This is a genomic window from Glutamicibacter protophormiae (genome assembly GCF_016894325.1).
Classification (GTDB): domain Bacteria; phylum Actinomycetota; class Actinomycetes; order Actinomycetales; family Micrococcaceae; genus Glutamicibacter; species Glutamicibacter protophormiae.
Genome location: NZ_CP069806.1, coordinates 474,847 through 488,442, shown reverse-complemented (window position 1 = coordinate 488,442; position 13,596 = coordinate 474,847). Strand labels below are relative to the sequence as shown.

General features: G+C 69.2%; 10 protein-coding genes. 5 read left to right on the top strand and 5 right to left on the bottom strand.

The features are described 5' to 3' along the window. Positions 1-259: 259 nt before the first annotated feature. Positions 260-2,173 (bottom strand): ExeM/NucH family extracellular endonuclease, encoded by a 1,914-nt coding sequence (locus tag JQN66_RS02360; RefSeq protein ID WP_204676497.1) that lies wholly within the window; start codon positions 2,171-2,173, stop codon positions 260-262. Positions 2,174-2,392: 219 nt separating this feature from the next. Here JQN66_RS02360 and JQN66_RS02355 point away from each other — a divergent pair, with 219 nt between their 5' ends. Genes JQN66_RS02355 through JQN66_RS02345 form a run of 3 tightly spaced genes read left to right on the top strand, consistent with a single transcriptional unit; the run spans position 2,393 to position 6,294 of the window. Further along, positions 2,393-3,355, top strand: coding sequence for a heme ABC exporter ATP-binding protein CcmA (locus JQN66_RS02355; RefSeq protein ID WP_204676496.1), 963 nt, complete (start codon positions 2,393-2,395; stop codon positions 3,353-3,355). 3 nt (positions 3,356-3,358) lie between these two features. Beyond that, positions 3,359-5,689, top strand: coding sequence for a YhgE/Pip domain-containing protein (locus JQN66_RS02350; RefSeq protein WP_204676495.1), 2,331 nt, complete (start codon positions 3,359-3,361; stop codon positions 5,687-5,689). Next, a complete protein-coding gene (locus JQN66_RS02345; protein ID WP_204676494.1) occupies positions 5,686-6,294 on the top strand; it encodes a TetR/AcrR family transcriptional regulator in 609 nt (202 codons plus the stop codon). The genes JQN66_RS02350 and JQN66_RS02345 overlap by 4 nt, the downstream gene beginning before the upstream one ends. On the opposite strand, the gene JQN66_RS02340 is transcribed toward JQN66_RS02345, so the two are convergent. The 4 genes from JQN66_RS02340 to JQN66_RS02325 form a co-directional block, all read right to left on the bottom strand. After that, positions 6,291-7,907, bottom strand: a complete 1,617-nt coding sequence (locus JQN66_RS02340; RefSeq protein ID WP_204676493.1) for an ABC transporter ATP-binding protein — start codon at positions 7,905-7,907, stop codon at positions 6,291-6,293. The genes JQN66_RS02345 and JQN66_RS02340 overlap by 4 nt on opposite strands. A 17-nt stretch (positions 7,908-7,924) precedes the next feature. Then, a complete protein-coding gene (locus JQN66_RS02335) occupies positions 7,925-9,058 on the bottom strand; it encodes a DUF1611 domain-containing protein (RefSeq protein ID WP_239464111.1) in 1,134 nt (377 codons plus the stop codon). Between the two features lie 188 nt (positions 9,059-9,246). Then, positions 9,247-9,771 carry a SixA phosphatase family protein gene (locus JQN66_RS02330; protein WP_204676492.1) on the bottom strand — a complete coding sequence of 175 codons (525 nt, stop codon included), beginning with the start codon at positions 9,769-9,771 and terminating at the stop codon, positions 9,247-9,249. A gap of 93 nt (positions 9,772-9,864) precedes the next feature. After that, positions 9,865-10,650 carry a winged helix-turn-helix domain-containing protein gene (locus tag JQN66_RS02325; RefSeq protein ID WP_188949539.1) on the bottom strand — a complete coding sequence of 262 codons (786 nt, stop codon included), beginning with the start codon at positions 10,648-10,650 and terminating at the stop codon, positions 9,865-9,867. Between the two features lie 617 nt (positions 10,651-11,267). On the opposite strand from JQN66_RS02325, the gene JQN66_RS02320 reads away from it, so the two are divergent. Together JQN66_RS02320 and JQN66_RS02315 are read left to right on the top strand one after the other, a co-directional pair. Beyond that, complete coding sequence (locus tag JQN66_RS02320; RefSeq protein WP_047117977.1) at positions 11,268-12,008, top strand: response regulator transcription factor; 741 nt, start codon at positions 11,268-11,270, stop codon at positions 12,006-12,008. Beyond that, a complete protein-coding gene (locus JQN66_RS02315; protein WP_204676491.1) occupies positions 12,005-13,522 on the top strand; it encodes a sensor histidine kinase in 1,518 nt (505 codons plus the stop codon). The genes JQN66_RS02320 and JQN66_RS02315 overlap by 4 nt, the downstream gene beginning before the upstream one ends. Positions 13,523-13,596 lie beyond the last annotated feature (74 nt).

Genomic DNA, 13,596 nt, shown 5'->3' with positions numbered 1-13,596 from the left:
CCCGCTCAATCGTGAGAGCGCTCTCAAACTTGGGGAAAAAAATAAACTCCGAGGAGTTTTCAATACAGCATGAGTCACGATAGCGCCCGCCCATCACTCTGTGAGCGCTCTCACAATTCATCTGCACTAAGACTGCCCGTGGAAACGAAAAGTGTCAACCCCCAATTTCCGCTGCCGCCGGAGAACCGCCAGCAGGGGCCCGGAACCGCGCCGGCATGTCGCCTGCGCCGTTCCGGGCCCCGCTGGCATCCGGAACCGGCTACTTCTTGTCCAGCTGCAGGCCCACCAGCACCGGATCATGGTCCGAAGAGCGGTACTGGTTCCCGGTGACCAGCTGGGTCACGTTGTAGTTGTAGCGGCTGTACTCGTAGCCGATGGATTCGGTCGCGTTGATGTTCCAGATATCCTGGCCCGCCACCTTCTTCGCCAGCGGCCGCGAGGCGAAGACGTGGTCCAGCGAACCGGTCAGCCCGGCAAACAGGTAGCTGCGCGAATCCGCCGCCGCGCCCAGGTCGACATACCCGGCCTGCGACAGCACCTTGATGGGATCCTCGGCAGAATAGGAGTTGAAGTCGCCGGCCAGCAGAATCTGGTCGGTGTTCGAGGTCTTCTTCAGCGAATCGGCGAACTTCACCAGCGCGGTGGCCTGTTCGACGCGCGCGGCGTTCCACGCCCCCTGGCCGTCCCCCTTGTCAGCATTGGCCGAGCCGTCCTTGGGATCCGATCCCTTGGACTTGAAGTGGTTGGCGATCACCAGGAAACGGGTCTTCTGGTTGCCGCCCACCCGCTGGAAGGCCTGCGCCATCGGGTCGCGGGCGTTGTCGAAGGCAGGGTCGTCCAGGATCCGGGACTTGCCGATCGGCTTCACCGCGTCGCGCTGGTAGATCATCGCCGTGCGGATCACGTCCTCGTCGGCCGGGACGGCGCCGGGGCTCGGTGCATAGCTCCACCGGTTCTCCCCGGCCGCGGCATTCAGCTCGTCCACCAGGTGCGCCAGCGCGGCGTCCCGGTCCTGGCCGAAGCGCGCCGAGTTCTCGATCTCCTCGAGCACCACCACGTCGGCGTCGAACTTGTTCAACGCCGCGACGATCTTGGCCTGCTGCCGTTCGAAACTCGCCTCGGTGGCCGCGCCGCGGGCATCGCAGCCGCCGCGCACCGTCACCGGAACCCCCTGGCGGTCGTTGTAGTAGGTGCAGCCTTCGAGGCTGTCGCCGGTGGTCGTGAAGTAGTTGAGCACGTTGAAGCTGCCGACGCTGACATTGCCCCCGACGTCCTGGGGCTTGCTGCTGTCGATCTGCTCGAAGCTGACCGGGATGTCCGCATCCTGCGCACCGGTCACCTGGCCGGTCGGCTGCAGCCGCCACAGGTCGTAGCGGTAGTCCATGATCACCGGATCGGTGAAGGCCGCGGCCGCGCCCACCGTGACCCGGCGCTGCGCATCGAGGTACGGCAGCGGCACCGAGGTATTGGAGGCGGTCGAGAAATTCAGCGTCGCGCCGTCGTCCAGCACGATGGCCCGCTGCTCGTTCTCCTCGGCAAGCCGCAGCGCCTGGGCGCTGCCCGGCGCGAAGACATCGGTCGGCTGGCGCAGCGTGCGCTCCCCGGGAACGATGCTGCTGGTTCCCTGCGCCAGGGTGATCTCGCCGTACTGGTTCAGCGAGTAGTTGTCCGACACCGTGAACTGCCCCTGCGGGTCGACCAGCATGGATTCGAAGCGCTCGCGGTCGGCGTCCGAGGCCGGCAGCGGGGTCGACAGCGGCTTGACGGCTTCTGCCGGTTCGGCCAGCGGCGCCACGCCGGAGGCGCTGATCTGCGTCAGACCGAAGTACTCGGAGACCGTGCCCGCGACCTCCACGTGGTCGCCCACGGCGACGGAGGAAACCTGGCGCGGCGCGTAGACGAAGATGCCGGAGCTGCCCAGCGGCGAGATTTCCGCGCCGCTGCCGGCGGTCTGCAGGTAGAAGCCGCGGATGCCGCCGTCGGCGTAGGCCCCGGTCACCACGCCCCGGACCGTCACCTTTTTCCCCGCGAAGGGCGAGGTGTCGGTGGTTCCCTGGATTTGCTCGATCGAGGTGATTCTGGAGTCGTCGGCCGTGGCCGGCACGATACCGCCAGCCGCGAGGCTGGCGCCCAGAGCAGCGGCCGCAAGAGCCATGCTGGTACGTTTGCGCATGTGATTCCCAACGTCGGTGTGGCGAGCGCGGCCAGGCGGCCGCGCAGCGAGCTCTTCATCGAATTAACCAGACGCACATGAATTCACCGTGAATTTCCCGGGCGCACTCGGTGACAGCTCATGAATCATCCAAGTGCATTACGCGCTTTACGTCTAGGGTGACGCAAAAGATATTCGTACTAATTGAACTGACCGGTCAGTTCAATTAGTCTCGTTAACGTGCTTGTTGCAGACTCGATTTCATTCCAGGGACGCCATAGCGAACTGGTTCCACCCACCTCCCTGCGCGTCGCGCCCGGGGAAATGCTTCTTGTGGCCGGAGAACCGCAGGGCGCGCGCACCGCGCTCGCGCTGCTGCTGTCGGGCCGGATGAAACCCGGCGGCGGCGTCGTGGCCTGGGGCGGCAGCGCCCGGCTGGCCCACCTGCGCAAGCACAGCGCGGTGGTCGATTCCCCGAACATCAACGATCCCGAGGCGCATCTGAAGGTGCGTGACGTGGTCAGCGAGGACCTCTCGTTGATCCCCTCGCCGCCGTGGCGCAAGCCGAACCCCAAGAAGTGGATGGCGGAGCACGGCTACAGCGATATCGCCGGCGACTGGGTCGATGCGGTCGACCCCGTGCGCCTGACCGAGATGCTCACGCAGCTGGCCGCCGAAAATCCGCAGACCAGGCTGCTGGTCGTGGATTCACCCGACCGGCACCCGGGCGACGACGCGGTGTGGCTCGAAGCCCTGGAACGCTTCGCCCTGTCGGACCGCGAGTTCGCGGTCATCGCCACCGTGGCCCGGGTCCCCGACAGCTGGGCCGGGCCGGTGGCCTATCTCGGGGCGGCCGAACCTGCCGCGGAATTCGAGCCGGAGCCAGAGCTTGAACCGGCGCCGGACGCCGAACCGGAGGAAACCTCCGAGGACCCTGGCGACCCGGCCCCGGCCGAACCCGACGAGCAGGACAGCCCGGACGAACAGGACGAGCAGGACGAGCAGGACGAGCAGGACGAGCAGGCCGCGCCCACCGCCGAAGCACCGCACCCCGAGCCCGGCGAGCCCGCCGGGGAGCCATCGGAGGCCGGGGAATCCGTCGGCGCCGGGGACATCCCGGCGGAGCCCGCCGAACCGGAACCACAGGACACTCCCGCGCCGGCCCCGCAGCCGGCCAGCGACCCCAGCCAAGCAAAGGACTAACCCATGACGACACTGCGTCTGGCGCTTTCCGAACTCAAGCGCATGAGCCGCGGCACGCTGCCCAAGCTCGCGCTCATTGCCATCACCTGCGTGCCGCTGCTGTACGGCGCGCTCTACCTCTACGCCAACTGGGACCCCCAGTCCAACCTGGACAATGTCACCGCCGCCGTGGTCAACCTGGACGACGGCGCCGTCGTCGACGGCGAGAAGAAACAGGTCGGCGACACCGTGGTCGAGTCGCTGGAGGAGGACGGCACCTTCAGCTGGGCGCAGCTGGATTCCCGCGACGCGGCCGAGCAGGCGGTCGCGGACGGCACCTACGCCTTCGCGATGATCCTGCCGGAGGACTTCTCCGCGGCGCTGACCTCCCCGGGCGACTTCAAGGACGCCACCCAGGCGGACATCGAGCTGCTGACCAACGACGCGAACAACTTCATGGTCAGCAACTTCGCCAAGACCCTGGCCGGCGAGGTGCGCACCTCGGTGGCCAACGAGGTCGGCACCGAAACCGCCTCCGCCATGATCGCCGGCTTCGTGGACATCCACCAGTCGATGGGCGAGGCAGCCGACGGCGCCAAGCAAGTCTACGAGGGCACCCTGTCCCTGGGCGACGGCGTGCTCACCCTGGCCGACGGCACTACCAAATTGGTGGACGGCAGCTCCCAGCTGGCCGACGGCACGCTCGCGCTCAAGGACGGCGCCAGTTCGCTGAGCTCCGGCCTGGACTCGCTGGCCGCCGGGCAGGGCAAGCTCGCCGACGGCGCGGACTCGCTCGCCGACGGCGCCGCCAAGCTCTCCACCGGCGCCGGGAAGCTCTCCGCCGGGCTGGACACCTTGGAGTCCAAGACCGCCGCGCTGCCGGAGTCGGTGCGGCAGCTGGACGACGGCGCGCACAGCGCCAAGAAGGCCGCGGACCAGCTGGCCGCCGGTTCGAAGCAGGTCGCCGACGGCAACGCCAAGCTCTCCGCCACCGCCGACGGGGCCGTCGAGGTGATCGACCAGCTGCAGGCCGACGCGAAGCACCGCCTGGGCCAGGTCGAAGAGACCATGTCCCAGCGCCTGGATACGCTGGTGGCCTCCGGGGTGCTCAGCGAAGAGCAGGCAGCGACGATCGGCAAGGACGTTTCCGCCGCCGTGGACGATTCGGCCGCGAGCCAGTCCGTGAAGGACGAGGCAGCGAAGATCCGCGCCGAACTGGGCGCCGTGCAGTCCAGCCTGGATACGCTGGCCGACGGCTCGAAGCAGGTCGCCGACGGCAACGCCGCGCTGGCCCAGGGCCTGGGCACCCTCTCGGCGGGCACCGGCAAGCTCAACGCCGCGGTCCCCTCCCTGGTGGACGGCATCTCCACGGCCGCCGACGGCGGCTCCGAGCTGGCGGCCGGCGCCAAGACCCTGGCTTCCGGCGCGTCCACCCTGGCCGGCGGCCAGCACGACGCGCTGGACGGCGCCACCCGCGCCGCCACCGGGGCCGGCGAGCTGGATTCCGGCGCCGGGGCGCTGGTGGACGGCTCCGGGGCGCTGCACTCCGGGCTGGTGCAGCTCTCCGACGGCGTCGGCGAACTCTCCGAGGGCACCACCCAGCTGGAGGACGGCTCGGGCGAGCTGTCCAACGGCCTGGCGGACGGCGTGGGCCAGGTCCCGGACCCGGATGAGCGGACCAGCGACCAGCTGGCGACCGTGATCGGCGACCCTGTCGCCGTGACCCAGCAGAAGCAGGCCGAGGCGCATGCCTACGGCGAGGGGCTGGCCCCGTTCTTCATGACCCTGGCGACGTTCATCGGCGTGCTGATCCTGACCCAGGTGGTCCGCCCGATCACCACCCGCGCGCTGGCCTCCAACGGCGTGGACTGGAAGATCGCCATCGGCGGCTGGCTGCCCTTCGCGGGGCTGGCGCTGCTGCAGACCAGCCTGCTGTTCGCGGTGGTGCACTTCGGGCTCGGCCTGAACACCGCCCACCCGTGGCTGACCTGGGGGCTGTTCCTGCTCGCGGCGCTGTGCTTCAGCGCGCTGATCCAGGGCATCTACGCCTTGCTGGGCACCGCTGGCAAGTTCGTGGTGCTGGTGCTGATGGTATTGCAGCTGGTCACCGCCGGCGGCACCTTCCCGTGGGAGACCCTGCCCGCACCGCTGCACGTGCTGCACCAGATCCTGCCGATGAGCTCGGTGGTGCTGGGCATGCGCCACCTGATGTACGGCGCGGATCTGGGCATGCTCTCCGCCATCGGCGGCGTGCTGGTCGGCTACACGCTGCTGGGCCTGGGCTGCAGCCTGCTGGCGGTGCGCCTGCACAAGACCTGGACGCTGAAGACGCTGCAGCCGGAGCTGGGCGAATGACCGGGCAGTTCGACGCCCGCCCGCGGGTGCGCGCCACCGATTCCAAGGAGCGGCTCTTCGCCGCCTCGATGGCGCTGCTGGGCCGGCGCGGGGTCAACGCCGTCTCGGTGGAGGAGATTGCCCGCGCCGCCGGGGTGTCCAAGGGGACCGTCTACTACAACTTCGGCTCCAAGGAGAAGATGATCGGCGCGCTGCTGGAGTTCGGCGCGCAGAAGCTGCTTGACCAGCTGGGCCGGGATGCGGCAGCGGAGGATCCGCTGGCGGCGCTGGATGCGATGGTGCGCCGCGCCTTCGGCTTCGTGCAGGAGTACCCGTCCTACGCCCAGCTGTGGGTCAGCGAGCAGCAGCGCGGCGAAAGCCCGTGGGGCGAGCAGGTGCAGGAGTTCCGGCAGCGCATCACCGACCTGATCACCGCGGCGCTGCGCCGCGCGGTGCAGGTGCCCGAGCCGCTGCTGCAGGCCTCGGGCCGCGCGATGTTCGGCGCCACCCTGCTCACCGCGCGCGAGCGGTCGGGCAGCGCGGCGCCGACGGACCTGGACACCAATACGCTGGCGGTGATGGCCACCGTGCACGGGCTGCGCGCCATGTCCCGGGACGCGGGCTAGCCCCGCTCCTGCGGCTCCCAGCGCCGGGTGGGGTGCAGCCCGGGCAGCGTCCCGCGGTAGAGCAGCACCCCGGGATAGCCGGCCAGCAGCCTGCCGGCCTCGCGGGCCGCGCTCGGCGCGAGCGCCCCGGGCAGCCCGTCCAGCACCAGCAGCGCCGGTTCCTCCAGCAGCGCCCGGGCCAGCAGCAGCCCGGCGCGCTGCGCGTCGTCCAGCGGTTCGCCGCCGCGGCGCAGCATGGTCGCCTCCGCCTCGGGCAGCTCGTCGACATCCAGCCCGAACAGCTGCGCCAGCCGCAGCGCCTCGTCCAGGCTTCCCTGCGGGCGCCGGTAGCGCAACGCCCGGGCGATCGGCCCGCGCTCCAGCGCCATCCCGGACAGCGCCGCGCCCAGCAGCCGGCGCCGGGACCGCTCGGGGACCAGCCCGAGGTTCCGACCGCCCACCCAGGCCCCGTGGGGCGGGGGATCCGAGGCCAGCCCGGTGGTGGCCAGCCGGTGCAGCAGCTGCTGCGCGGACCGTCCGCCGCCCACCTCGATGCGCTCGCCCGGGCCGGCCAGCAGCGTGGGCCAACGCTTCCCATCCTGGCCGGGCGCCGGCTGCAGGCGCACCACGTCGGGGGCGTTGCCCACGGCGCCGGCCGGCAGCCGGGTCGCTTCACCCGCGCCGGGGCCGCTGCCGGATACCTGGGCCAGCAGCGGGGCCAGGATCCGGCGGGCGGCCTTGTAGTTCTGCCGGTATTCGACCATGCGCCCGAATTCGCCGAGCACCGCGCTGCTGATGCCCAGCAGCAGCAGGCCGCTGGTGACGGCCGAGGCCGGCAGCGCCGCGCTGGACGCCACGCCCACCAGCAGCACGCTGCCCATCAGCGGCACGGCCAGGGCGCTGGCGCGCAGGGCGCCGGCGAAGCGCGCGCGGTGCACCGCGGCGGCGGCCATGCCCGCGGCCGTGTCCTGCAGCCGGCCGACCTCGCGCTCCACACCCCCGGCGGCCCGCACGGCGGTGGCCGCGCCCAGGGTTTCGGCGATCCGCGAGGCCAGTGCCCCGCGGCGCCGGCGCAGCACGCGGGCCGCGCCGTAGGCTCCCGGGGCCAGCGCCCCGAGCAGCAGCAGCTCGAGAACCAGCGGGATCAGCAGCGCCAGCGCCAGCGGCGGCGCGCTGAGATACAGCCCGGCCAGCGCGAAGAGCAGCAGCGGGATCCCGGCCATGAGCGGCACGACGCCCTGGATCACCCAGTTGCGCACCGAGGAGAGGTCGTTGGTGGAGCGGGCGACGGTGATGCCCAGCCCCGGGGCGCGGTCGGCGGTCAGCGACTGCTTCAGCAGCCCCCCGCGCAGCTGCGCCACATAGTGCTGCCCCAGCTGCTCGGCCAGCACCCGCTCGGCGAGCTTGCCCAGCCCGAACGCCAGCGCCAGGCCCAGCACCGTCCAGAGCCCGGCGACGGTGAACGCGCTGGTCAGCCGCCCGGTGAGCCAGGCCAGCAGCACGGTGAGCGCACCCATGGCCAGCCCCAGGCCCAGCAGCCACGCCAGCGCCGCCCGGCGCCCGGCGGCCCACAGGGCCGGCAGCTTGCCGCGCCGCGCCCGCTCGCCCATCCGGATGTCCGCGTCCCTGTCCATGAGTCCCTGTGCCGCGGCTACGAGCGCGGCAGCAGCGCCGTGGCGACCTGCGGGTCGCACAGCTCGAAGGTGTCGATGACCTGGGTGCGCAGGTTGGCGCGGGCCTCCTCAGCGGCCAGCGGGGAAGCGGTCAGGCGCCCGGAGACCGCGGCCAGGTCCAGCCCGGCGGCGCGCAGGATCTGCTCGCCGGCCAACGCGCCCAGCGCATCCTGGGCGCTGAAGACCACGCGGTCCACGTGCAGGGAGAACACCGGGTCGTTCAGCAGCCGGGAGGTCTCGCCCTGGAACAGGCCGTCGGCGATCTCGATGACGACCGCGTCGGCGCCGGTGGCTGCCTGTTCGCGGATCATCGCCACCAGCAGGTCGCGCACCTGCTCATAGCGGACCATGTAGGTGGTCGGGTAGCCGAAGTCGGTGAAGTCGGCGACGGACACCGCGCCGGCATCCTTGAAGAGGTTCGGGTCGTTGCCGGCACCGGTGCCGGTGGCCTTGCCCGCGGCCACGTCCAGCCCCGCGTTGGTCAGCCCGTTGACCAGGCAGCCCAGGGTGGTGGACTTGCCCGAGTTCATCGAGGTGCCGAGCACCGCGATGACCGGCACGCCGGTCCGGGCCGGCTGCGCGCTCGCGCCCGCCGAGGGGGTGTGCACCTGCAGCGGGGCGAAGTCGGCCAGGTTCACGACCTGCCCGTCGTGGGCCAGCAGGCCCAGCGGCTCCAGCTCGGTGGCCGCGTCGATGGAGGCATGCATGGATTCCACGCGGCTGGCCACGCCGCCGCCGGCCACCAGCTGGCACGGGCCGAGATCCAGCGGGACGTGGGCCAGGAACTGGTCCGGTGCGTAGCGGTCGCCGTAGGCCACGAGCACCAGCTGGCCGATGAACAGCTTCTGGCGGCGGCCCTCGGCGGACTGCAGCGCGGTGTGCTGGCCGATCTCGGTCACGCGGGCCACCACCACGTCTCCGGCGGCAGGGGCCAGCGCGGCGCCGCCCAGAAGATGGAAGTCGCCCGGGTTGCGCTGCAGCTGCGCGCCGACGAAGCGGGTGGTGTAGGCGGTGCGGATGGCGGCCACGGTGCGGGCGCCCAGCTCCTGGCGGACGCTCGACAGCGCCGCCGACGGGGTTGGGTGCTCTTCGATGATTGGTGCAATACCCATGGCGGGTTCTCCTTGCTCGCTTTCCACGGGGAACCTGCGCCCCGCGGCCGGCCGTTCGGCTCGACTATTTACAGTAAAGTCGCCCGGGGTTAACCGAACGTGGACATCCGATGAGATGGGCAGGAGAATCCCATGAGGGTTTTCTCATCTTGGGCCGCAGGGCCCCCGCCCGCGCAATGCCCCGGGGTTCAGGGGCGCGGAACGGCGAAGTGGGTGACCTTCGCGTCGCGCGCATCCAAGTGCGAATAGGGGTGGGCGGTCTCCAGCACCGTGGTGCCCAGCGTCGGGTAGTTCATCGCCAGCTCGTAGACGGCTTCCTCGTCGGAGTCGGCCGAGGCCAGGCGCAGCGCCAGCTCCTGCAGCACCGGCTGGTGCCCGATGACCAGCAGCGTGGTCACGGTATCGGGCACCTCGTTGATGATCGAGCACAAGGCGGAGACCGGGGCGGAGTACACCCGCGAGTCGACGTACGGGGTCGGGCCCTTCTCCCCCAGCTCGGAAAGCACCCAGGCGCAGGTCGACCGGGTGCGCAGCGCGTCCGAGCACATGATGTAGTCGGGGATCAGGTTGTTCTCCACAAGCCAGGCTCCGGCGGCGGGGGCTTCGCGGTTCCCGCGGGAGGCCAGCGGGCGCTCGTGGTCGGGCACGCCCAGCGGATAATCCGCCTTGGCATGGCGCATCAGGATCAGTCGGCGGGTTTGGGCAGCATTCATGTTTCCCAGCTTAAGACAAGCGCGGCGGGCAAACCCAATGGTTTGCCCGCCGCGCTTTTGGCGGCTCCCGTGACGGGGCGCCGCGTCCGAAGACTAGATGGAGTATTCCGGTGCCGCCCAGACGACGACCTCGGGGTGCTCGTAGAAGCGGTAGCCCTGGCCGCGCACGGTGCGCACGGTGTTGGCCAGGCGGCCCAGCTTGGAACGCAGGCGGCGGATGTGCACGTCGATGGTGCGCTCGTTGGGCACCTCGTCGGCGTTGCGCCACAGGTTTTCCAGCAGCTCCTCGCGGCCCACGGTGCGGGTGCCGTTCTCCACCAGGAAGTTCAGCAGCTCGAATTCCTTGAAGGTCAGGTTCAGGGTCTCGCCGTCCAGGTAGACCTCGCGGCGCGAAAGGTCGATCAGCACGCCGGACGGGCGCGGGGTGCTCGGGCGGGCTTCGGCGCGCGGGCGGCGGGAGAGCGTCGGATCGCCCAGCGCCTGGCGCACGACGTCGATCGGCTCGCCCTGGGCGCTGGTCGGTGCCAGAGCCACGGCCGCGTGCGTCTGGGCCTGCGGCGACAGGGTGGCCAGGAAGGCGCGGACCTGGGTGGCCAGCTTGCCCAGCGAGGTGCCCTGGGCCTGGGCTGCGGCCTCATCCAGGCCTACGTACAGCACGAAGCCGCGGGCCGAGGTGTCGGTGCTCTGGGCTCCGGCCGACTGGACCGGTGCGGCGGCCGGCTGATGCATTGGTTCCCGGGTTTCATGCACGTTGGACACTGCACGCAGCGGGCGATAGCCTGCCGGGGCATAGCTTCCTGCGGCCGCGCGCTGTGCCGCTGCTGCCCGGTTCTGGGCATTGCGAATTGAAACGTGAACGTATCCGGATCCTGCCGACATATTGCTTTTCCTCTATGTGTGCGAAGGCCAAGTGATTTGGCGCTGATGCTTCGGGTTTTGCTTGCGCTGCCAGCGGCCTTCGTCCACCAGCAGCAGTTGGGTTTCCCGTCAGCGGCTGTCCGTGGACCGAATCCCGATAACTCAGGAATTCGATGCGGTACCGCTGACGCCGAGCATTCGACAACAGCAAATGGAAGCCATCGGCGATGCCTCGCCGGGGTTCCCATTTCTGCTCTGCGCCTTACTCACACCTCTAGTTTCCTCGTAACATTGGGAACTTGCAAGTAACAATGAGCACCCATGTCCACCATGTGAGACGGATGTGTCCGAAAGTGACGTGTGCCACTTTAGGCAAAATACGGCGATCTAAGCGCTTAACTACTCAATATGTTCAGGATTTTTCGGATCAATGCGCAGTATGCGCACCCTATGCAAGGGTCTGAATATTCATTCATTGACATTCGATGTTCACGCTTCAAACATTCGCCGTTACATACCCTTGACCAAATTAAGCGCTATCTGATTGCAAATTTCTCGCATAAAATCGTCATGCGGACATAGCTTCTGCACAGGTAAATCATAAAGTCAGCCCAAGGCAATAGGGGATGCTCTTAAACATGAACGATTCCCGATTCTCTCCCGCCCAGCTCCCACGACTCACCCACCCGGACGGTACGCCGATCAAGGTCCTGGTGGTTGACGACGAGCCATCGCTCGCCGAACTGGTAGCCATGGGAACCCGCATGCTCGGGTGGGAAGCGACCATGGCCCACGACGGCCCCGAAGCCGTCGCCACCGCACGTTCTTTCACCCCCGACGTCCTGGTCCTGGACTGGATGCTGCCGGGCTTCGACGGTCCCGAGGTGCTGCGCAAGGTCCGCACCCACCTGCCCGACGTCCCGGTGCTCTTCCTGACCGCCAAGGACGCCGTCGAGGACCGCATCGAGGGCCTCGGCGCCGGCGCCGACGACTACGTCGCCAAGCCCTTCAGCCTCGAAGAGGTGCTAATCCGCCTGCACCGACTGGTCGAGCGCTCCGGCGCCACCACCGCGGACACCGCCGAACTGGTGGTCGGCGACCTGGTGCTGAATCTCGACTCCCACGACGTCTCGCGCGCCGGCCGCGAGATCCAGCTGACCGCCACCGAGTTCGACCTGCTCTCCTACCTGATGAACAACGCGCGCCGCGTGGTGTCCAAGTCGCAGATCCTGGACAATGTCTGGCACTACGACTTCGACGGCCAGGCGAACATCGTCGAACTGTACATTTCCTACCTGCGCAAGAAGATCGACGTCGACGCCGAACCGATGATTCACACCGTGCGCGGCGTGGGATACGTTTTGAAGCCCGCTGCATGAGCATGTTCGCCACCACCCCGAAGGTGAGCTCGCCGCATGCGCTGCAGCGCAAGCTGATGATCATCCTTCTCACGTCCGTCACGGCAGTCTCCGCGCTGCTCGGGCTGCTCTACAACGCCGGCATGCGCCAGACGCTCATGGACCAGCTGGGCGACCAGCTCAAGCTGACCACCGAACGCGCCCTGAACTATTCGCAGGAGGCCGGCAACGGCCGGATCGAGGCCCCCGGGCAGTCGGCCGGCACCCTCACCGCGCGCTTCGACCGGCTGGTCTTCGTCGGCGGCGTGCTGGACAAGAAAACCGGCGAGTTCAAGCAGCTGGGCCAGCAGGACGCCATCCCGATGGTGCAGCTGCCGGTCAGCGACCTGCACACCACCGGCGACTTCCATCCGCGCCGCGCGAACCTGACGGTCGGCGACTACTACCTGGTGGCGGTCAAGGACGCCGGCACCAATACCGTGCTGGTGGTCGGCCTGCCGCTGTCCGACACCGACATGGCGCTGCGCGAAATGGCCTGGCTGACCCTGTTCATCGCGATGATCCTGATCGTCGGGGCGGGCCTGGCCGGTTCCTGGCTGATCAGCCGCTCCCTTGCGCCCCTCAAGCGGGTGGCCGGAGTAGCCGCCTCGGTGGCCGACACGGACCTGGACTCGGGCAAGGTCGAGCTGACCCAGCGTGTGGACGACAAGGATGCGACCCCGGGCACCGAGGTCGGCAACGTGGGCTACGCCCTGAACGCGATGATCGACAACGTCTCCACCGCGCTGACCGCCCGCGAGAAATCGCAGGCGCAGATGCGCCAGTTCGTCGCCGATGCCTCGCACGAGCTGCGCACCCCGCTGTCCTCGATCCGCGGCTACACCGAGCTGCTCGCCGCGACCGAGCACTTCTCCCCCGACGGGCAGCGCTCCGTGGAGCGTGTGCTGCAGCAGAGCCACCGCATGGGCTCCCTGGTGGAGAACCTGCTGCTGCTGGCCAGGCTGGACGAGGAGAATTCCTTCCGCCGCACCAAGCTGGATCTGGGGCTGCTCACCGCGGACATCACCGAGGACTTCAAGGTCACCGCGGACGACCACATCTGGGAATTCGACTGCGAGGACCCGCAGACCTTCGTCTACGCGGATTCTTCCTCGCTGCGCAGGGTCATCACCAACCTGCTGGCCAACGCCCGCAAGCACACCAGCCCGGGCAACACCGTCACCACCACGGTCCGCCAGGACCCGGAGACCGACGAGGCGGTGCTGCTGGTGCACGACACCGGCGAAGGCATCGACGCGGATTTCCTGCCCACGGTCTTCGAGCGCTTTACCCGCGCGGACAAGGCCCGCTCGGGTTCGGACGGCACCACGGGCTTGGGCCTGCCGATCGCCAAGAGCATCGTGGAAGCCCACGGCGGCAGCATCTCGGTGCGCTCGGTCCCCGGGGACACCGTCTTCGAGGTCAGGCTCCCGCTCATCGATGCGGACGCGGAACCCGCCGGCTCGACGGGCCGCTCCCCCAAGGCCTCGGTCTAGCGCGGGGCAGGAGACCCCCAACAGAAGGGGAACCGGACAACACGCAAAGGGGCTGCCCGCACCAGTGGTGCGGG

What these genes read in the sequence shown, in the direction of transcription:
- JQN66_RS02320 (WP_047117977.1), top strand. Translation starts at nt 11,268, where the DNA reads ATGAACGATTCCCGATTCTCTCCCGCCCAGCTCCCACGACTCACCCAC.
- JQN66_RS02345 (WP_204676494.1), top strand. Translation starts at nt 5,686, where the DNA reads ATGACCGGGCAGTTCGACGCCCGCCCGCGGGTGCGCGCCACCGATTCC.
- JQN66_RS02360 (WP_204676497.1), bottom strand. Translation starts at nt 2,173, where the DNA reads ATGCGCAAACGTACCAGCATGGCTCTTGCGGCCGCTGCTCTGGGCGCC.
- JQN66_RS02335 (WP_239464111.1), bottom strand. Translation starts at nt 9,058, where the DNA reads ATGGGTATTGCACCAATCATCGAAGAGCACCCAACCCCGTCGGCGGCG.
- JQN66_RS02350 (WP_204676495.1), top strand. Translation starts at nt 3,359, where the DNA reads ATGACGACACTGCGTCTGGCGCTTTCCGAACTCAAGCGCATGAGCCGC.
- JQN66_RS02340 (WP_204676493.1), bottom strand. Translation starts at nt 7,907, where the DNA reads ATGGACAGGGACGCGGACATCCGGATGGGCGAGCGGGCGCGGCGCGGC.
- JQN66_RS02315 (WP_204676491.1), top strand. Translation starts at nt 12,005, where the DNA reads ATGAGCATGTTCGCCACCACCCCGAAGGTGAGCTCGCCGCATGCGCTG.
- JQN66_RS02330 (WP_204676492.1), bottom strand. Translation starts at nt 9,771, where the DNA reads ATGAATGCTGCCCAAACCCGCCGACTGATCCTGATGCGCCATGCCAAG.
- JQN66_RS02325 (WP_188949539.1), bottom strand. Translation starts at nt 10,650, where the DNA reads ATGTCGGCAGGATCCGGATACGTTCACGTTTCAATTCGCAATGCCCAG.